Origin of the sequence: Micromonospora sp. ANENR4 (genome assembly GCF_015354395.1) — a bacterium.
Classification (GTDB): domain Bacteria; phylum Actinomycetota; class Actinomycetes; order Mycobacteriales; family Micromonosporaceae; genus Micromonospora; species Micromonospora aurantiaca.
This window is the reverse complement of the sequence record NZ_JADKYQ010000006.1, coordinates 44,944-63,339: the sequence shown is the minus strand read 5'-3', so window position 1 is coordinate 63,339 and position 18,396 is coordinate 44,944. Positions and strand designations below refer to the sequence as shown.

The 18,396-nt window shown below is 72.0% G+C and carries 15 protein-coding genes and 2 tRNA genes; 6 read left to right on the top strand and 11 right to left on the bottom strand.

Features of this window, described 5'->3' with window-relative positions:
• Nucleotide 1 precedes the first annotated feature (1 nt).
• Nucleotides 2-1,486, top strand: a complete 1,485-nt coding sequence (gene glpK, locus IRY44_RS11980; RefSeq protein WP_269697615.1) for a glycerol kinase GlpK — start codon at nt 2-4, stop codon at nt 1,484-1,486.
• A 3-nt stretch (nt 1,487-1,489) separates the two neighbouring features.
• On the opposite strand, the gene IRY44_RS11975 is transcribed toward glpK, so the two are convergent.
• Nucleotides 1,490-2,323, bottom strand: a complete 834-nt coding sequence (locus tag IRY44_RS11975; RefSeq protein ID WP_194800482.1) for a phosphoribosylaminoimidazolesuccinocarboxamide synthase — start codon at nt 2,321-2,323, stop codon at nt 1,490-1,492.
• 122 nt (nt 2,324-2,445) lie between these two features.
• Here IRY44_RS11975 and IRY44_RS11970 point away from each other — a divergent pair, with 122 nt between their 5' ends.
• Nucleotides 2,446-3,771 carry an ABC transporter substrate-binding protein gene (locus IRY44_RS11970; RefSeq protein WP_194800481.1) on the top strand — a complete coding sequence of 442 codons (1,326 nt, stop codon included), beginning with the start codon at nt 2,446-2,448 and terminating at the stop codon, nt 3,769-3,771.
• Between the two features lie 48 nt (nt 3,772-3,819).
• On the opposite strand, the gene IRY44_RS11965 is transcribed toward IRY44_RS11970, so the two are convergent.
• From IRY44_RS11965 to IRY44_RS11945, 5 genes are all read right to left on the bottom strand, one after another.
• Nucleotides 3,820-4,068 carry a hypothetical protein gene (locus IRY44_RS11965; protein WP_091422247.1) on the bottom strand — a complete coding sequence of 83 codons (249 nt, stop codon included), beginning with the start codon at nt 4,066-4,068 and terminating at the stop codon, nt 3,820-3,822.
• Between the two features lie 106 nt (nt 4,069-4,174).
• Nucleotides 4,175-4,248, bottom strand: a tRNA-Met gene (locus IRY44_RS11960).
• Between the two features lie 303 nt (nt 4,249-4,551).
• Nucleotides 4,552-4,625, bottom strand: a tRNA-Met gene (locus IRY44_RS11955).
• A 183-nt stretch (nt 4,626-4,808) separates the two neighbouring features.
• Entirely contained in the window at nt 4,809-7,805 is a 2,997-nt protein-coding gene (locus IRY44_RS11950) for a UPF0182 family protein (protein WP_228531953.1), read from the bottom strand.
• Between the two features lie 127 nt (nt 7,806-7,932).
• Nucleotides 7,933-8,946, bottom strand: coding sequence for a PDZ domain-containing protein (locus tag IRY44_RS11945; RefSeq protein WP_194800479.1), 1,014 nt, complete (start codon nt 8,944-8,946; stop codon nt 7,933-7,935).
• Between the two features lie 115 nt (nt 8,947-9,061).
• Between IRY44_RS11945 and IRY44_RS11940 the strand changes: the two genes are divergently transcribed.
• On the top strand, nt 9,062-10,333 hold the full coding sequence (locus IRY44_RS11940) for a zinc-dependent metalloprotease (RefSeq protein ID WP_091423230.1): 1,272 nt from the start codon (nt 9,062-9,064) through the stop codon (nt 10,331-10,333).
• Between the two features lie 185 nt (nt 10,334-10,518).
• Here the strand turns inward: IRY44_RS11940 and IRY44_RS11935 are convergent, their stop codons facing one another.
• Together IRY44_RS11935 and IRY44_RS11930 are read right to left on the bottom strand one after the other, a co-directional pair.
• A complete protein-coding gene (locus IRY44_RS11935; protein WP_194800478.1) occupies nt 10,519-11,154 on the bottom strand; it encodes a hypothetical protein in 636 nt (211 codons plus the stop codon).
• A gap of 103 nt (nt 11,155-11,257) precedes the next feature.
• Nucleotides 11,258-11,779: a M48 family metallopeptidase gene (locus tag IRY44_RS11930; RefSeq protein WP_194800477.1), complete on the bottom strand. Its 522-nt coding sequence runs from the start codon at nt 11,777-11,779 to the stop codon at nt 11,258-11,260.
• Between the two features lie 473 nt (nt 11,780-12,252).
• Between IRY44_RS11930 and IRY44_RS11925 the strand changes: the two genes are divergently transcribed.
• From IRY44_RS11925 to IRY44_RS11915, 3 genes are all read left to right on the top strand, one after another.
• A complete protein-coding gene (locus IRY44_RS11925) occupies nt 12,253-12,420 on the top strand; it encodes a DUF5679 domain-containing protein (RefSeq protein ID WP_007464795.1) in 168 nt (55 codons plus the stop codon).
• A gap of 177 nt (nt 12,421-12,597) precedes the next feature.
• Complete coding sequence (locus IRY44_RS11920) at nt 12,598-13,710, top strand: hypothetical protein (RefSeq protein WP_194800476.1); 1,113 nt, start codon at nt 12,598-12,600, stop codon at nt 13,708-13,710.
• Nucleotides 13,711-13,720: 10 nt separating this feature from the next.
• Nucleotides 13,721-15,067 (top strand): AarF/ABC1/UbiB kinase family protein, encoded by a 1,347-nt coding sequence (locus IRY44_RS11915; RefSeq protein ID WP_194800475.1) that lies wholly within the window; start codon nt 13,721-13,723, stop codon nt 15,065-15,067.
• Nucleotides 15,068-15,384: 317 nt separating this feature from the next.
• On the opposite strand, the gene IRY44_RS11910 is transcribed toward IRY44_RS11915, so the two are convergent.
• From IRY44_RS11910 to IRY44_RS11900, 3 genes are all read right to left on the bottom strand, one after another.
• Nucleotides 15,385-15,750, bottom strand: a complete 366-nt coding sequence (locus IRY44_RS11910) for a WhiB family transcriptional regulator (RefSeq protein WP_194800474.1) — start codon at nt 15,748-15,750, stop codon at nt 15,385-15,387.
• Between the two features lie 133 nt (nt 15,751-15,883).
• A complete protein-coding gene (locus tag IRY44_RS11905) occupies nt 15,884-16,138 on the bottom strand; it encodes a hypothetical protein (RefSeq protein WP_082931090.1) in 255 nt (84 codons plus the stop codon).
• Between the two features lie 129 nt (nt 16,139-16,267).
• Nucleotides 16,268-18,391, bottom strand: a complete 2,124-nt coding sequence (locus IRY44_RS11900; protein ID WP_194800473.1) for an ATP-dependent DNA helicase UvrD2 — start codon at nt 18,389-18,391, stop codon at nt 16,268-16,270.
• Nucleotides 18,392-18,396 lie beyond the last annotated feature (5 nt).

The following is an 18,396-nucleotide window of genomic DNA, read 5'->3' as shown; positions in this document are numbered from 1 at the left end:
CGTGACCGCAGAGTTCGTCGCCGCGATCGACCAGGGCACCACGTCCTCGCGCTGCATCGTCTTCGACCGGGCCGGTGAGATCGTCGCCGTGGCCCAGCGCGAGCACCGGCAGATCTTCCCCCGGCCCGGCTGGGTGGAGCACGACGCCGAGGAGATCTGGACGAACGTCGAGCACGTGGTGCGCGAGGCGCTGGCGAGCGCCGACATCGGCACCGAGTCGCTGGCCGCGGTGGGCATCACCAACCAGCGCGAGACCACGGTGGTGTGGGACCGGGAGACCGGCCGCCCGGTGGCGAACGCGATCGTCTGGCAGGACACCCGCACCGGCCCGCTGCTGCGCGAGCTGACCGAGACGTACGACGAGGAGCGGCTGCGGGCCCGCACCGGCCTGACCCCGGCCACCTACTTCGCCGGGCCGAAGCTGCGCTGGCTGCTCGACCACGTCGACGGGCTGCGCGAGCGGGCCGAGCGCGGCGAGGTGCTGTTCGGCACCATGGACAGCTGGCTGATCTGGAAGCTGACCGGCCGGCACGTCACCGACGTGACGAACGCCAGCCGCACCATGCTGATGGACCTGGCGACGCTCGACTGGGCCCCGGAGCTGCTCGACGCGCTGCGCGTCCCGGCCGCCGTGCTGCCGGAGATCCGCAGCTCGGCCGAGGTGTACGGCACCGCCCGGGGGGTGCTGGCCGGGGTGCCGGTGGCGAGTGCGCTCGGCGACCAGCAGGCGGCGTTGTTCGGGCAGACCTGCTTCCAGCCCGGCGAGGCCAAGTGCACGTACGGCACCGGCAGCTTCCTGCTGCTGAACACCGGTGCCAGCCCGGTGCCGTCGCGGCACGGCCTGCTCACCACTGTGGCGTACCGGATCGAGGGCCAGCCCGCCGTGTACGCGCTGGAGGGCGCCATCGCGGTCACCGGCTCGCTGGTGCAGTGGCTGCGCGACAACCTCGGCCTGATCTCCTCCGCCCCGGAGGTCGAGGAGCTGGCCCGCACCGTCGACGACAACGGCGGCTGCTACGTGGTGCCGGCCTTCTCCGGCCTGTTCGCCCCGCACTGGCGCAGCGACGCCCGGGGCGTGATCGCCGGGCTGACCGGCTACATCACCAAGGGCCACCTGGCCCGCGCGGTGCTGGAGGCGTCCGCGTTCCAGACCCGCGAGGTGGTGGACGCGATGAACGCCGACTCCGACGTGGCGCTGCGCCGGCTGCGGGTCGACGGCGGGATGACCGGCAACGAGCTGCTGATGCAGTTCCTCGCCGACGTGCTGGACGTGCCGGTCGTCCGGTCCCGGATCACCGAGACCACGTGCCTCGGCGCCGCGTACGCCGCCGGCCTCGCGGTCGGGTTCTGGCCCGACCTGGCCACGCTGCGGGAGAAGTGGCGCTCGGACGCGCAGTGGGAGTCGACGATGGACCCGGCGCACCGGGAGCACGAGCTGCGCCAGTGGCACAAGGCGGTCCGGCGCACACTCGACTGGGTCGACTGAGCGTCAGGCCCAGGTGTTGCCGGTGAGCTTCTCGTACACCTCGACGTAGCGGGCCCGGGTCGCCTCGATCACCTCGGCCGGGACCTCCGGCGCGGGCGGCTGCTTGTCCCAGCCGCTCGACGTGGCCCAGTCCCGCACGTACTGCTTGTCGTAGGAGAACTGGGCGCGGCCCGGCTGGTACGACTCGGCCGGCCAGAACCGGGACGAGTCCGAGGTGAGCACCTCGTCGCCGAGCACGAGCGTGCCGTCCGCCGCCCAGCCCAGCTCCAGCTTCGTGTCGGCGATCAGGATGCCCCGCTCGGCGGCGATCTCCGCGCCGCGCCGGTAGACGTCGATGGTGATCTGCCGCAGCCGCTCCGCGACCTCCGGCCCGACCTTGTCCACCACCTGCTCGTACGTGATCGGCTCGTCGTGCTCGCCCTTGGGCGCCTTGGTCGACGGCGTGAAGATCGGCTCGGGCAGGATCGACGCCTCGACCAGGCCGCGGGGCAGCGGCACCCCGGATACCGAGCCGGTGCGCTGGTATTCGGCGAAGCCGCCACCGGTCAGGTAGCCCCGGGCCACGCACTCGACCGGCACCATCTCCAGCCGCCGGCAGCGGATCGCCCGGCCGGCGAACTCCGCCGGTACGTCCGTCGCGGAGATCACATGGTTCGGCACCAGGTCGGACAGCTGCTCGAACCACCACAGCGACAGCGCGGTGAGCAGGCGGCCCTTGTCCGGGATCGGGGTCGGCAGCACCACGTCGTAGATGGAGACGCGGTCGGAGGCGACCAGAATCAGGTCCTCGCCGTCGGCGTAGACGTCCCGGACCTTGCCCGAGTGCAGAAGTTCCACGGCGCTAGTACACCATGACCGGCGCGGACCGCCCGGCGCGCCCACCGCCGTCCCGCCCGGCGTTGACACCCGGCCGGGGGCCGGTGAAATGATCCGTCCACCCCACCTTCGGAGAGAGACGCGTGCGCGCTGTGCAGTCCGTACCCCGTCCCGGGATCGACCGGCGACGGTTCCTGGGCGCGCTCACCGGGCTGCCGCTCGCCGCCGGCGGGCTGCCGCTGCTCACCGGGTGCAGCCCGGAGGAGGTGGCCGCCGACGAGGGCCCGATCGAGCTGTCCGTGTTCTGGTGGGGCGGCGCCCGCCGGGCCGCGGCCACCGAACAGGCGCTGCGGCTGTACTCGCAGCAGAACCCGCGGGTCAGCTTCCGGGTCACCTGGCAAGGGCTCAGCGGCTACTACGACCGGCTCGCCACGCAGGCCACCGGCGGGAACGCGCCGGACCTGTTCCAGATCGACGACACCCTGCTCGCCGAGTACGCGGGCCGGGACATCCTGCTCGACCTGACCCGGTACGTCGCCGACGAGCGGCTCGACCTGCGCGAGGTGCCGGAGCAACTGGCCCGCTACGGCCGGGTGGACGAGCGCACGGTGGGCGTGCCGGCCGCGCAGACGAGCGCGGCGCTGGTGTTCAACCGCCGGCTGCTGCGCCGGCTGGGCCAGCCCGAGCCGCGTACCGGGATGTCCTGGAAGGAGTACGCGAACTGGGCCGCCCGCTTCACCCGCGCCTCCGGCAACCGGGTGGCCGGCACCATGGACGCCTCCGGCGACTACCGGGCGTTCTGGCTCTGGCTACGCGGCCAGGGCAGCGAGCTGTACCAGGGGCGGCAGCTCGGCTTCAGCTCCGCCGAACTGCTCGCCTGGTTCGAGTTCTGGGAGGTGGCACGCTTCGACCGGGCCACACCGAGCGCCGCCCTGGTCGAGCAGGCCGACAGCGGCGAGCTGGCCCGCCAGCTCGTGGTCACCGGGCACACGGCGGCCTCCTTCGCCTGGTCGCACCAGCTGCCCGAGTTGCAGAGCCTGACCGACGACGAGCTGGGCGCGGTGGCCTTCCCGGGTACGCCGGCCGCCCAGTGGCCCCGGGCGTCGATGTACTGGGCCGGTTTCCGGGGCACCCGCCACCCGGAAACCGTGGTGGACGTGCTCGACTTCCTGACCACGAACGTGGCGGCCGGCCGGCTCCTCGGCGTCGAGCGCGGCCTGAACGCCAGCAAGCAGGTGCGCTCGTTCGTCGCCGCGGAGGTGACCGGCCGGGCCGAGAAGCGCATGGCCGCGCTCGGCGCCGAGCTGGACGACCTGGCCGGCCCGTCGCCCGCGCCGCCGCCCAAGGGGCACGCCGCGGTACGCACGCTGCTGATCGAGGCGGCCGAGAGCATCCGCGGCAAGCGGGCCGGAGCCCGTACCGCCACCTCCCGATTCATGGCCCAGGCGAACGCCGCCCTCGCCGGCTGACCCACCCCTCCCCCCACCCCGCCCGGCGTGGGCGGGGTGGGCCGGGGATCAGCGCGGGGGGCGGTTGCGGCGGTTGCGCGTCAGCAGCACCACCAGCAGCACGATGCCGCCGACCACCACGAGGCAGCAGAGCAGGCCGAGGAAGCCGAAGCCGCCCCGGGAACGCCGGCGCGCCGCCTCCACCACGATCTCGCCGGTGCCCGACGACGCCCAGGCCGCGACCGGCACGAAGACCGACAGCACGACCGTACCGAGGACCGCGCCCAGGCGGCCCCACCACTTGTTCCATGCAGACATGACCCCATCCTCGCCGAAGCCCGCAACCGGGGCACGGCGGACAGTGCGGATGTCGCCGGACACGGCGAAAGGCCCCGGAGAGAACTCCGGGGCCTTTCGTGACGAGTAGCGGGGACAGGATTTGAACCTGCGACCTCTGGGTTATGAGCCCAGCGAGCTACCGAGCTGCTCCACCCCGCGTCGGCTCGTAAAGCTTATCGCACTCCGTTCCTGGAGATCAGCCGGGGCCCCGGAATCCCCTCCTCGGGCGCCGCACGACGATCCGACGTCTCGCCGGGCGAGGTCGAGCCCGAGACTCTCTGGCCGAAAACGATATGCCTGAGAGTCATAACTATGACTCTCAGGCATACGCGTCTCGGGACTTCTCTTCCGCCGGGCCGGTCGCGGAACGTGACCAAGGCGTGCGAACCCGCACATGGGTGCGCAGGGCACCGGCGAGAACGGCGAAGGCCCCGGAGAGAACTCCGGGGCCTTCGTCACGAGTAGCGGGGACAGGATTTGAACCTGCGACCTCTGGGTTATGAGCCCAGCGAGCTACCGAGCTGCTCCACCCCGCGTCGGCTCGACAACCGTAGCGCACCGACCCGGGGAGGCGCAAAACGGGTACTCAGTCAGGGCGAAGAACGCCCGGTCCGGGATCGTGGTCGGGGTCGCGGCCGGGAGTCCGTCTGACGACACGAGCCCGTGGTCCGGATGACCGTTGCGGTCCCGGACCACGGGCTCGTGGTGTCAGTTCGGCGTCAGCCGCCCGGTGACGGCGCGGGTGACGTCGGCGCCGGTGGCGAGACGCTGCCCGACGGCGCCGGGTTGCCCGAGCCGTTCGCCGCGGCCTGGGCCTGCTGGAACGCGCTCATCGCCTCGTCCAGCGCCTTCAGCGCACGCCCGTACCGCTCGAAGTCGCCGGACGCCTGCGCGGCCTTGACCTCGCCGATCGCGGTCTGCACCCGGGCGGCCGCCTGGGCCAGCTCCCCGCTCATCGGCGGCGTGTTGTTGTCACCCCCGGTCGGCGACGGCGTCGGCGTCGGCGTGGGGTTGTCGTCGGTGCTGGGTGGCGGGTTGGTGTTCGGCGCCCGCTTGCCCTGCTCGACGAGCTGCTTGATGCCGTCGCCGAGGTTGTTGGCGAGCACCACGTACGAGCCGCCGTCACCGTAGGAGAGCAGCACCTTCTGCAACAGCGGGTACGCGTCCTGGCTGCTGCTCTTCACGTACACCGGTTCGACGTAGAGCATGCCGTCGGCGAACGGCAGCGACAGCAGGTTGCCGTACTGCACCTGCGCCTGGTTGGAGGAGAGCAGGTTCAGCTGCTGCCGGATGTCGCCGTTGTTCGTCATCTGCTGGTGCACCTGCGTCGGACCGGAGATCCGGGTCTGGTCCGGCAGCTCCAGCACCTCCAGCTTCGGCTGCCCGTCGACGTACGACCCGGAGACCAGCGCCGCGAGGTTCTGCCGGCCGTTCGGGGTCACCGCCGAGGTCAGCTGGAAGCGTGGCCCGTCCTGCCCGGGGAACTGGGTGAACAGGTAGTACGGCGGCTGCTTCTGCCCGCTGTCCGGCGCGTCCGGCACATTCGGCACCTGCCAGAAGTCCTGGCCGGAATAGAAGTCGCCGGGGTCGGTGACGTGGAACTTGGTCAGCAGGTTGCGCTGCACCTTGAACAGGTCGGCCGGGTAGCGGAAGTGCTCGGCCAGCTCGGCCGGAATGTCGCCCTTGGGCAGCACCAGGTCCCCGCCGAACGCCTTGTTCCACGCCTTGAGCACCGGGTCGGTGTCGTCGTACGAGTAGAGCTTGACCGTGCCGTCGTACGCGTCGACAGTCGCCTTCACCGAGTTGCGGATGTAGTTGACGTTCTCCCGGGCGAGCTGGAACGTGCCCCGGCCGGTCAGCTCGTCGGTCGTCTCGGCCTGGAGGTTGACCCGCTCGGCGTACGGGTAGGTCGCCGCCGTGGTGTAGCCGTCGATGATCCACAGCACGCGCCCGTTCACCACCGCCGGGTACGGGTCGCCGTCGAGCGTGAGGAACGGCGCGACCTTCTCCACCCGGTCGCGCGGGTTGCGCACGTACAGCAGCTTCGAGTTCTCGTTGACCGCCTCGGAGAGCAGGAAGTTCGACTCCTGCTCCTTGATCGCGTAGAGCAGCCGGCGCGGGAACGAGCCGATCTTGACGCCACCCTCGCCGGTGTAGGTGTAGTACTGCTCACCGCCGGTGGAGGTGGGCCGGTCGAACTCGACGTTGCGGTCGCCGTTCTGCCCGACGATCGCGTAGTCGCTCGCCTCCATCCGCTCGCCGTAGTAGATCCGCGGCTGCTGGGCCGGGATCTCCTCGGTCGGCGAGGAGCACGCCTCCTGCGCCTTCTCGCCGAGGTAGCCGGAGACGAAGTACGGCTGGCCGCCGCAGACCACCTGGTTCGCCGGGGCGGCGACCAGGCCGTATCCGTGGGTGTAGACGGTGTGCCGGTTGATCCAGTTGCTCTGCTGGTCGGTCAGCTCGCCGTAGTTGATCTCACGGACGCCGACCACGTAGTCGGAGGTCTTGTCCTTGACCGAGTACCTGTCGATGTCCAGCTTCGAACCGAAGTCGTAGAAGCCGCGGACCTGCTGCAGCTGCGTGTACGTCTCGGAGACGAGCTGCGGGTCGAGCAGCCGGATGTTCGACACCACCGAGGTGTCGGTGGCGAGGCTGGCGGGTGGAACGAGGTTGCTGGCCGCGTACGGTGTGGTCTTCGTGCCGTCGAGACCGAACGCGGACCGGGTGGCCTTGATGCTGCGTTCGATGTACGGCGCCTCCTTGTCCCGGGCGCTCGGCTTCACCTCGAACGTCTGCACGGCCCACGGGTAGATGCCGCCGATCGCCACCGCGGAGACGCCCAGCAGCGCCAGCGAGATGCCCGGCCAGACCAGGTTCCGCATCACCGCGTTGGAGAACACGATGATCGCCAGCGCCACCACGATCGAGATCCAGGCGAGGATCTCCTTCGCCGGGAGCAGCGCGTTCACGTCGGCGTAGCCGGCGCCGTAGAGCTTGGCGCCCTCGTTGTACTCCAGCAGCATGGCCCGCCGGTCCAGCACGTAGGCGACGGCCTTGAGCAGCACGAACACGGCGACCAGCGAGCTGAGGTGGGCGCGGGCGGCGTTCGTCATCCGGTCGCCGACGCCCTGGAGGCGCACGCCGCCGAAGATGTAGTGCACGGCGAGCGCGCCGAGCAGCGACAGCACCACCGCGGTGAAGCCGACGCCGAGCACGTAGCGCCAGAACGGCAGCTGGAAGACGTAGAAGCCGACGTCGACGCCGAACTCCGGGTCCTTCACGCCGAAGTCGCCGCCGTTGCGGAACAGCAGCCACTGGCCCCAGCGGCTCTGCGCGGAGAGGCCGGCGAACAGCCCGACGACGGCGGCGGCCAGCGCGATCCAGGTGCCGAGCCGAGGGCTCAGCAGCATCCGGTAGCGCTCCAGGGTGGCCTGCTCGGCCGAGTTCGGGCGCATCTTGGGCCGCAGCCGGTGGGCCAGCCAGAGATTGCCGCCGACGAGCAGCGCCATGCCGGCGCCGACCACCAGGAACAGCAGCAGGCGGGTGGCGAGCACGCCGGTGAAGACCTGGGTGTAGCGGACCTCGTCGAACCACAGCCAGTCGGTCCAGGCGTTCACGCCCCACCCGAGGAGGGTGAACAAGATGAACACCCCGATCAGGACACCGATGGTGACGCGTCCGCGCCGGCTCATCCTCGGTAAGGGACTGCTACGCATGACCACTGTTGGCTCCGCACGCTCGATGTGATCGGCTCCGACCAGGCACCAAGAGTACGGGGTGTTCCTGAGCACGTCGGGTCAAGGTCACGTCACGATCCGCGCCGTGACCGCCGCCCGGCCCGCGTCAGCAGCGCGTCGGCTGTCCCCCGGCCCGCAGCGTCTCGAGTGCCGTCAATGCCTCACTCAGCGTGGCGACCTTCAGCAGCGGCAGGCCCGGCTGCGGGTTGCGGACCGCCTCGGCGCAGTTGTCGGCGGGCACCAGGAACGCCTTCGCGCCCGCGTCCTTGGCGCCGACCAGCTTCTGCGCGATACCGCCGATCGGGCCGACGCGACCCTCGTCGTCGATGGTGCCGGTACCGGCGATGATCTTCCCGCCGGTGAGGTCGGCCGGCTCCAGCTTGTCGATGATGCCGAGCGAGAACATCAGCCCGGCGCTCGGCCCGCCGATGTCACCGAGGTCGATCTTCAGGGTGAACGGGTGCGGCTGCTGCTGGTCGATCTCCACGCCGATGCGCGGCCGGCCGTCCTGCTCACGGCTGGTCACCGTGGCCGTACCCGGGGTGCCGCCACGGGTGTAGCCGATCGTCAGCGCGGTGCCCGCCGGCTTCGCCCGGATCAGCTCGGTGAGCTTCGCCGCGCTCGTCACCGGCACCCCGTCGACCGAGGTGACCACGTCGTCGGGGCGCAGCACGTCGACCGACGGGCCGCCCGGCGTGACCGCCTTGACCAGCACCTTGATCGGGTAGCCCAGCTCGCGCAGCGCCGCCGTCTCGGCGCTGGTCTGCGAGTTCTGGAAGTCCTCCGCGTTTCGCTTCTCGACCTCCTCCTGCGACTCCCCCGGCGGGTAGACCAGTTCCCGCGGCACCACCGCCTCGTCCGAGGAGAACCATCCGGCAAGCGCCGACCGCAGCCGCACCGTCGGCTGCACACCGACTGTGGTGAGCCGGAGCTGACCGGCGGAGGTGGACGTCGCGCGGCCGGTCACCTGGATGACCTCCTTGCCGTCCTCGCTGCCCAGCGTGTTCACGGTCGGACCCGGGCCGAGCACCACGTACGGCAGCGGCACACTCAGCACGCCGATGCTGAGCAGGGCGGTGAGCAGGGCACCGAGGAGGACGGTCACGCCGCGACGTCTCATGGGCCAGAGCGTACCGATCCGTCCCCTGCCATCCGGCGCGGTGACCGGCGGACTTCGCCCTCAGCGCAACGCCGAGTGGCACGACCTGCGGCGGGGCCCGCGTACCGTAGACGTCGTGCCTGATATTCCGTTCGGCTTCGCGCTCCCGGGTGGTCAACCACCGGACCCCAACGATCCCGCGGCGATGCAGCAGTTCATGTCGCAGTTGCAGCACCTGCTCTCGGCGCCGGGCAGCGGGCCGGTCAACTGGGACCTGGCCCGGCAGGTAGCCGCCAGCCAGCTCGCCGCCGCCGGCGACCCGGCGGTGTCGCCGTTCGAACGCAACGCGGTCGAGGAGGCGCTGCGCATCGCCGACCTGTGGCTGGAGCCGGCGACCTCGTGGCCCTCCGGCATCCGCACCTCGGTCGCCTGGAACCGCAACGAGTGGATCTTCAAGACGCTCGACGTGTGGCGCAAGCTCTGCGACCCGGTGGCCAGCCGGATGGTCGGCGCGATGGGCGACCTGGTGCCGCCGGAGGCCCGCGCCCAGCTCGGCCCGATGCAGTCGATGGTCGCCACGCTCGGCGGCGCCCTCTTCGGCGGCCAGCTCGGCCAGGCGCTCGGCTCGCTCGCCGCCGAGGTGCTCTCCGCCGGTGACATCGGCCTGCCGCTCGGCCCCGCCGGCACCGCCGCGCTCGTTCCCGCCAACATCAAGGTGTACGGCGAGGGCCTGGAGCTGCCCGAGGACGAGGTACGCCTCTACGTGGCCCTGCGCGAGGCCGCCCACCAGCGGTTGTTCCAGCACGTGCCGTGGCTGCGCGGGCACGTGCTGACCGCGGTGGAGAACTACGCCGCGGGCATCCGGGTCAACCGGGAGGCGATCGAGGAGGCGATGGGCCGGGTCGACCCGACCGACCCGGAGTCGATGCAGGCGATCGCGCTGGAGGGCATCTTCACGCCCGAGGACACGCCCGCCCAGAAGGCGTCGCTGGCCCGGCTGGAGACCGTACTCGCCCTGGTCGAGGGCTGGGTCTGCCACGTCGTCGACAGCGCCGCCGGTGACCGCCTCCCCAACGTCGTACGCCTCGGCGAGGCGTTCCGCCGCCGCCGCGCCGCGGGTGGCCCGGCCGAGCAGACGTTCGCCGCGCTCGTCGGCCTCGAACTGCGGCCCCGCCGCCTGCGTGAGGCGACGGTGCTGTGGGCGGCGCTGACCGAGCACCGCGGCATCGCCGGCCGGGACGCGGTCTGGGGTCACCCGGACCTGCTGCCCTCCGACGACGACTTCGCCGCCCCGGAGGCGTTCGCCACGACGAGCACCGATCTCGACGACGAGCTGGCGAACTTCGACTTCTCCGCCCCCGGTGCCCCGGAGGAGAAGTCCCCCGGCGAGGACGACGACAAGCGCTGACGCGTACGCCGGACGGGCCCGCACGGTTCCCCGTGCGGGCCCGTCCGCCTCCCCACCCCGCCCGCCCCGCTCCGTCGATCTTGGACTTGTGGCGCCCAGGATGTCCTGAATGAGGCTTCTGCCAGGTGCCACAACTCCAAGATCGGCGAAGTCGGCGGGGCAGCGGGGGCGGTGGGGGCGATGGGTCAGACGGGGCGGCCGGACAGCAGGGCACGGGTGGCCTCCCAGCCCTCGACGGCCGAATCGAGGGCGGCCAGGTCGGCCGGGCCGCGCATCCGGTGCCATCCGGCGGTGACCGCCACGTCCCCGGGGCTCGGCGCCGCCCGCCGCACCTCGGCCGGCGCGGTCGTGTCCAGGTCCAGCGCCGGCAGCCACGCCGGTACGGGCAGTCGCGCCGCCACCCCCAGCAGCCCGGTTCCGCTCCCCTCGACCGGAGCCAGCGCCACCGGCCGGGTGGTGAGCGGGCGCAGCAGCTTGCCGAGCGTCAGCCCCGGCACGTCCGGCGCGTCCGCCGCCACCACCGCCACCTGGTCGTAGCCGCCCGCCCCGTCATCGCGGGCCGCCCGGTCGCCGATGATCGCCGCGAACACCGCGTTCGGGGTGGGCTCGGGCACCTCGTACACACCGGTGCCGGGCCAGACCACCGCGTCGGCCAGCCATCGGTCGCGGGCGGTGACCGCGACGGCGGTCTCGACCTCGTTCAGCGTCGCGAGCAGGTCGACCACGTCCTCGGCGAGCGCAGTACGCCATCGCGCCGGATCGACTCCGGGCGGCGTCCACGTCACCGGGCCGAGCAGCGCCACCACCACACGTCGCGACATTCGCCGACCTTAACCCCACCCCACGGGCGATCATGAAGTTGGCGGTGACGAAGCGGACGAAACGCCGGGCCAACTTCATGATCGACCGCGATGGCGGCGGTGGTCAGGGGATGGCGGCGGTGGCTGCCACGCCCTCCAGGTAGCCGCGGGCGCGCTCCGACCTCGGGTAGCGGGCGACCAGCGCCCAGAACTGGGCGTTGTGGCTGGGCACGATGAGATGCGCCAGCTCGTGCAGCAGCACGTAGTCGATCACCCAGTCGGGCATGTCCTGAACCCGGTGCGAGATCCGGATGGTGCGGTCGGCGGGCGTGCAGGAGCCCCAGCGGCCGTTCTGGTTGGTCACCCAGCGGACGCTCGCAGGCGCGGCGGCCGACCCGTGTTCGGTCAGGTAGAGGTCGATCAGGCGAGCGGCGCGGGCGAGCAGTTCGGCGTCCGAGCGGGCCAGCCGGCCCTCGCGGGCGGCGAGCCGGGCGAGCATCCGGTCGACCCACTCGCTCTCCTCGGCCCGGGAGAACTGGTCGGGGATCAGCACGACGACGCGCTCACCGTCCCGGTACGCGGACACCGTGCGCCGCCGACGCTGGCTGCGCCGCACCTCGACGACGGGCTTCCGCGTCACGGCCATTACCGGTCCGCGCAGCCTCGGTTGACTGTCACGATGGAAAGCTAATGCGTACTGACCAGGGCTCCGCAAGAGTCAACACGACGACACGCGCCCGGAAAGTGGCGGTTGATTGTCAGGAGTCCGGAAAAAATTCTTTGCGACGGTAGCTGACCATCACCTGACCGGCCCTGTTCACGTTAAGTGATCTACGACGAGTGACAGTCGGCGGGGCCACGCGAAGCGGATCTGGGTGCATTCATCCGGCGTGTCCGCGCGAAACTGACTTATCCGACGTTACTCGGCATGCACACTCTCGACGTCGACTTGCTCACAGAGTCGGCGCACAGCTGACATGGAACTGCCCGTACCTGGGTAGGGTCCGCCAACCACGGTCAGGTGACTGACCGCGGAGAACCCCCGGCGCCGGTGCCACGCGTGGGCCGCCGCAGGGAGACCGCCGGGACACCTCCGGCGGACGAGACGAGGAGGCTACCGTGGCCGACCAGGCCCAGACCTACAACGGTTACTGCGTGAAGTGCAAGGAGAAGCGGGACTTCGAGGGGCACGTGGAGGTCTCGAAGACCGGCATGAACATGGCCAAGGGCAAGTGCCCGGTGTGCGGCACAACAGTGAACCGCATCCTGGGCAAGGCCAAGGTCTGACCCGTACGACACACACCGGGAGGGCGGCCGTCGGCCGTCCTCCCCGGTCGTGTCGCCGACAGAGTTACCGGCTAGTTGTGGAAAACCGGCGAGAACCTGTGGACAACGCTGGCCACGGCTCGCCGCACCTGTGGACAACGAGCGACGGAGCGCGCGGAGACGGTCACGATCAGTGGCGTGACCGACCCGACACCGCTCGTCCGTCCCGTCCTGCTCCCCGGCCTGACCCGACTCTGGCGCGACCGGCACACGCTCCAGCTCGGCGAGCCGCCCGGCCGCGCAGTGCTGCTGGAGATGTCCTCGCCGGGCACGGCCCGCCTGCTCGACCTGCTCGACGGCACCCGCAGCGAACGCGCCGTGCTGGCCGAGGCGCGCGCCGCCCGGGTCCCGCCCGACGAGGCACGCGCCCTGTTCGACACGCTCCGGGACGCCGGGCTGGTGGTACCGGCGCAAGCACTGCTCCCCCGTGATCTCGCCGGAACGACACGGGCCCGCCTGACCGCCGAGGCCACCGCGCTGGCGCTCGCGTCGCCCGACCTGCCCGGCACACCGGCCCGGCTACTGCGCCGCCGCCGCGACGCCCGGGTGCTGGTCACCGGCACCGGACGACTCGGCGCCGTGGTCACCGTCGCGCTGGCGCAGGCCGGCGTCGGGCACGTCGTACCCGACCTGGCCGGCCCGGTCGGCGCCGGTGACCTGGTCGGGACCGGCCTGACCGCCGCGGAGCTGGGCCGGCCGCTGGCCCTCGCGCTACGCGCGGCGCTGGAGCGGTGCGCGCCCGGAACGGTCACCGTCCCGTCGCGGGCGACCCGGCCGGACCTGGTGGTGCAGCTCGGCGTCGACCGTCCGGCCGAGCTGCTCGCCACCGGGTACGCCCGCCGGAATCAGCCCCACCTGCTGGTCGACCTGCGTGGCGGCGTACCGGTGATCGGCCCGCTGGTCTGCCCGCCCGTCGGTCCCTGCCTGCGCTGCCTGGACCTGCACCGAGGCGACCGGGATCCGGACTGGCCCGCGCTCGCCGCCCAGCTCGCCGCCGACCGGGGAGAGCGGGCCTGCACCGCCGCCACCGGGCTCGCCGGGGCGGCCTTCGCGACGGCCGAGGTGCTGGCCCAGCTCGACGGCGCCCGGCCGGAGACGCTCGGCGGCGCGGTGGAGATCCGCGGGCCGGGCCGGGTCCGCTACCGACGGTGGCCGCCGCACCCCTCCTGCGGCTGCTGCCGGCGTCGCCCGATCCGGTCGGCCCCGGCCGCTACCCGCCGCACGGCAGCAGCGGAGGCCCCGCGTCGGTAACAATGGCCGGGTGACCGACATCCCGCGCCGGGCCGTGTCCCGCACCGCCAAACTCGCCGCTCTGCCGCTCGGGTTCGCCGGTCGAACCGTCCTCGGCATGGGCAAGCGGGTGACCGGCCTCGCGTCCGACGTCATCTCCGCCGAGATCCAGCAGCGCACCGCCGAGCAGTTGTTCAGCGTGCTCGGGCAGCTCAAGGGCGGGGCGATGAAGTTCGGCCAGGCCCTGTCGGTGTTCGAGGCGGCGTTGCCCGAGGAGGTCGCCGCGCCCTACCGGCAGGCGCTCACCAAGCTCCAGGAGGCCGCGCCACCGCTGCCGGCGGCGACAGTGCACAAGGTGCTCGCCGAGCAGCTCGGCCCGGACTGGCGCGACCGGTTCATCGAGTTCGACGACACCCCGGCCGCCGCGGCCAGCATCGGCCAGGTGCACCGGGCGGTCTGGCGCGACCCGGGGTACGAAGCGGGGGGCGGCCCCCGGCACCGCGACGTGGCCGTGAAGATCCAGTACCCGGGCGCCGGTGACGCGCTGCTCGCCGACCTCAAGCAGCTCTCCCGGCTCGGCGGCATGTTCCGGGCCATCCAGCCGGGGCTGGACGTGAAGCCGCTGCTGGCCGAGCTGCGTGAGCGCATCACCGAGGAACTGGACTACGAGCTGGAGGCGGAGTCGCAGCGGGCTTTCGCCGCCGCGTACGCCGACGACCCGGACATCTTCATCCCGGAGGTGCTCGACGCCGCGCCGCGGGTGCTGATCACCGAGTGGGTGGAGGGCATCCCGCTGTCCCAGATCATCCGGGAGGGCACCGAGGAGCAGCGGAACGAGGCCGGTCGGCTGATGGCCGAGCTGCACCTGTCCGCGCCGGAGCGGGCCGGGCTGCTGCACGCCGACCCGCACCCGGGCAACTTCCGGCTGCTCCCGGACGGCCGGCTCGGTGTGATCGACTTCGGGGCGGTGGCCCGGATGCCGCAGGGCACGCCCGAACCGATCGGCCGGATCGCGGCGCTGGCGCTGCGCGAGGACGCCGACGCGGTGGTGGAGGGGCTGCGCGCCGAGGGCTTCGTCAGCCGTACCGAGTCGATCGACGCCCCGGCGGTGCTCGACTTCCTGCGTCCGATGCTGGAGCCGATCGCCGCCGACGAGTTCCGTTTCACCCGGGCGTGGCTGCGCGCCGAGGCGACCCGGCTGGCCAGCCCGCGCTCCCCCGCCTACCAGCTCAGCCGGCAGCTCAACCTGCCGCCGTCGTACCTGATGATCCACCGGGTCACGCTGGGCTCGATCGGGGTGCTCTGCCAGTTGGAGGCGAAGGCGTCCTACCGGTCGATCCTGGAACGCTGGCTGCCGGGCTTCGCGCCGGTGGCCTGAGCGCAAGCCGGCGCCGGAAGACCACGAAGGGGCGGTGACCTGGTCGGTCACCGCCCCTTCCTCACGATCGTTCTACAGAACGCCCAGGTCGCGGGCCGACTGGCTGCGACCCCGCATGGCGACGGTACGGGCGGAACGGGTTGCCTCAGTGCTCGTGGTGGTGCGACCGGCCTGAGGCCGGCGCATTCGAGCCCTGGACAACGCTTCGTGGAGTAGTTGCATCTCGAATCCGTTCGGCAGGTTCAGCATCAGGGTTTCTCTTTCAGGTCGGCCGGTGGAGGGACACCGGCATCGGTCGGTTTCGGAACGTAGGTGTGTCAGGCTGCCAGCCGGACGGAGTTCCGCGACTCGGACAGCCCGCTGGCCGCCAGTCGCGCCTCCGCCTCGACCCGAAGCTGCGCGTCACGGGCGAGGTCCTCCTTGCGCGGACGGCCACGGGGCCGCTTGCGCGGGACGACCGCGCCACGCTCGAAGATCTCGCCGCCCCAGACGCCCCAGGGCTCGGCTCGCTCCACCGCACCGGCCAGGCACTCGACGCGCAGCGGGCAGTCCCCGCAGAGCGACTTGGCCAGCTCGAGCTCGGCGGGCGAGTCGGAGAACCACAGGTCGGGGTCGAACTTCCGGCAGGGCAGGTTCGCCTCCACGTCGACGCTCACGTCGAGGGGGGCCAACGCCAGACTCATCCTCCGGTCACCTCTCTCTCACTTCGATCTCGTGGATCGCATTCCGACGTACTTCGGCGGGACAAAAAAACTGAGGCCGCGGATCCCGGTATGCGGGTTCCGCGGCCTCGAGGTGAGCCGGTGGTCTGATGGATCAGACCGGTCTACCTCGAGGTGGAACGCCGCGGACATCCGTGCGCTTCTTGGCGCCATCGATGCCCTTGCCCGCGAAGCCACTGGTCCCCTCGACTCCGGCGATCGGCGCAACGGTCAGGTTCAGCTCGGCCTGAACCTGGACCTGGTGCACCTGCGGAGCCGACGGTCGAGCGGCGAGGGCCACCCGGACAGCCGACAGCGGAGCGACGGCAGACGGCATCGCCGCGAGACGCTCATAGTTGAAGATCTTCACTGGTGCCACCTCCCTACTCTCCTCGTGCCGACCGTGGACTCATCCCTCTTGAGCAGCCAGAACGGCGCCGCTCGCGAGGTGTGTCATGAGGCTATTCCTCGCCCTCGGGGGAGGGCAAACGATTTACGGCTAGTTTTCAGAAGTTTTCTGTGGGCAGACGTCGTCCACCGTTGCACCGGCCACCAGGGCGAGCACCGTATCCCCGTAAAGCCCGACTTTTCGGGGCCCGATCCCGGCGATCGCCACCAGTTCCTCGGTGCGGCCGGGCTTCCGCTCGGCCAGCGCGGTGAGCGTGGCGTCGGTGAAGACCACGTACGCCGGCACCTTCTGCGCTCCCGCGACCCGCTGCCGCCACTCGCGCAGCCGTTCGTACAGCTCCTCGTCGATGTCGGACGGACAGGTCGGGCAGCGGCCCAGTTTGCGGTCCGCGCCGGCGAGCAGCGTGGCGCCGCAGATCCGGCAGGAGACCACCTGCGGCCGGCGCCGCTCGGCCCGCCGCGCCGGGCCGGCGCCGCCGGCCCGCTCACCGCCGCCGGACCGGTCGAGCTGCGGCAGGAACCGCGAGGGCCGCCGGGCCCGGCCACCCGGCGAGCGGGCCGTGGCGTACGACAGCCAGAGCCACTCCCGGGCCCGGGTGATCCCGACGTAGAGCAGCCGCCGTTCCTCCTCGACCTGCTCCATCGTCTTCGCGTACGTGGTGGGCAGCGTGCCCTCGGCCAGCCCGACCAGGAACACCGCGTCCCACTCCAGCCCCTTCGCCGAGTGCAGCGACGCGAGCGTCACCCCCTCGACTGTGGGCACGTGCTGCTGGGCGGCCCGCCGGGCGAGTTCCTCGGTGAACCCGGTCAGGTCCGGCTCCTCCTCGGCCTGCGCCGCGTACTCCTCGGCGAGTTGGACCAGCGCGGCGAGCGCCTCCCACCGCTCGCGGGCGGCGCCGCCGGGCGGGGGCGCGTCGGGCGCCCAGCCGACGGCGGTGAGCGCCTCGACCACGGCGGCCCGCAGCGCGGTCCCGGCGTCGGCCGACCGGGTGGCGGCGCGCAACGCGATCATCGCCTGCCGCACCTCGGGCCGTTCGAAGAACCGCTCCGCGCCCTGGAGCACGTACGGCACCCCGGCCTCGGAGAGCGCCTTCTCGTACGCCTCGGACTGCGCGTTGGTGCGGAACAGCACCGCGATCTCCCGGGCCGGGGTGCCACCCGCGACGAGCGTCCGGCAGCGGGCGGCGACCGCGTTCGCCTCGGCCGGCTCGTCGGTGAAGATCCGCAGGTCCGGTTCCGGGCCGGGCCGGCGCTGGCCGTGCAGCTCCAGCCGCAGCCGCGCCTCGGTGCCCCGGGCCTGCGAGATCACCGCGTTTGCCAGACCGACGACCTGCGGGGTGGAGCGGTAGTCGCGGACCAGCCGGACCACTGTCGCGCCGCGGTGCAGCCGGGGGAAGTCGACCAGGTACGACGAGGTGGCACCGGTGAACGAGTAGATCGTCTGGCTGGCGTCGCCGACCACTGTGAGGTCGTCCCGGCCGCCCAGCCACGCCTCCAGCAGCCGCTGCTGGAGCGGGTTGACGTCCTGGTACTCGTCGACCACGAAGTGCCGGTACTGGTTGCGCACCTGCTCGGCCACGTCCGGGTGCTCCTCGATGCCCCAGACCGCGGCGCGCAGCATGTCCTCGAAGTCGATCACCCCGTTGCCGCGCTTGAGCCGCTCGTACGCGTCGAACACGTCCGCCACCCGGGCCGGCTCGTACGGCGTCTCGCGCAGCGCCTTGGCCGCGGCGACCACGTATTCCCCGGGCTCGACAAGCGACGACTTGGCCCACTCGATCTCGGCGGACAGGTCCCGCGCGGCGGCCCGGTCGGCGCGCAGGCCGACCTTGGCGGCGGCCAGCGTGACCACCCGCACCTTGCTGTCCAGCAGCTCCGGCATGGCCCGCCCGGCCAGCAGCCGGGGCGCGAAGTAGCGGACCTGCCGCAGCGCCGCCGCGTGGAACGTGCGCGCCTGCACCCCCTGCACCCCGAGCACGCCGAGCCGGCTGCGCATCTCGGCGGCGGCGCGGGCGGTGAACGTGACCGCCAGCACATGCCGGCCGGCGATGTCGCCGGTCAGCGCCCGGTACGCGATCCGCGAGGTCACCGCCCGGGTCTTGCCGGTGCCGGCGCCGGCCAGGATGCAGACCGGTCCGGCCGGGGCGGTCACCGCGGACCGCTGCTCCGGATCCAGCCCGGCCAGCACCTGTTCCGCCGCTGAGTGAACGCCCACAGCAG

Excerpts from the sequence above, each read along its gene's own strand:
- IRY44_RS11965 (WP_091422247.1), bottom strand. The coding sequence starts at position 4,068 with ATGTCTGCATGGAACAAGTGGTGGGGCCGCCTGGGCGCGGTCCTCGGT.
- IRY44_RS11950 (WP_228531953.1), bottom strand. The coding sequence starts at position 7,805 with ATGCGTAGCAGTCCCTTACCGAGGATGAGCCGGCGCGGACGCGTCACC.
- IRY44_RS11945 (WP_194800479.1), bottom strand. The coding sequence starts at position 8,946 with ATGAGACGTCGCGGCGTGACCGTCCTCCTCGGTGCCCTGCTCACCGCC.
- IRY44_RS11935 (WP_194800478.1), bottom strand. The coding sequence starts at position 11,154 with ATGTCGCGACGTGTGGTGGTGGCGCTGCTCGGCCCGGTGACGTGGACG.
- IRY44_RS11930 (WP_194800477.1), bottom strand. The coding sequence starts at position 11,779 with ATGGCCGTGACGCGGAAGCCCGTCGTCGAGGTGCGGCGCAGCCAGCGT.
- IRY44_RS11910 (WP_194800474.1), bottom strand. The coding sequence starts at position 15,750 with ATGAGTCTGGCGTTGGCCCCCCTCGACGTGAGCGTCGACGTGGAGGCG.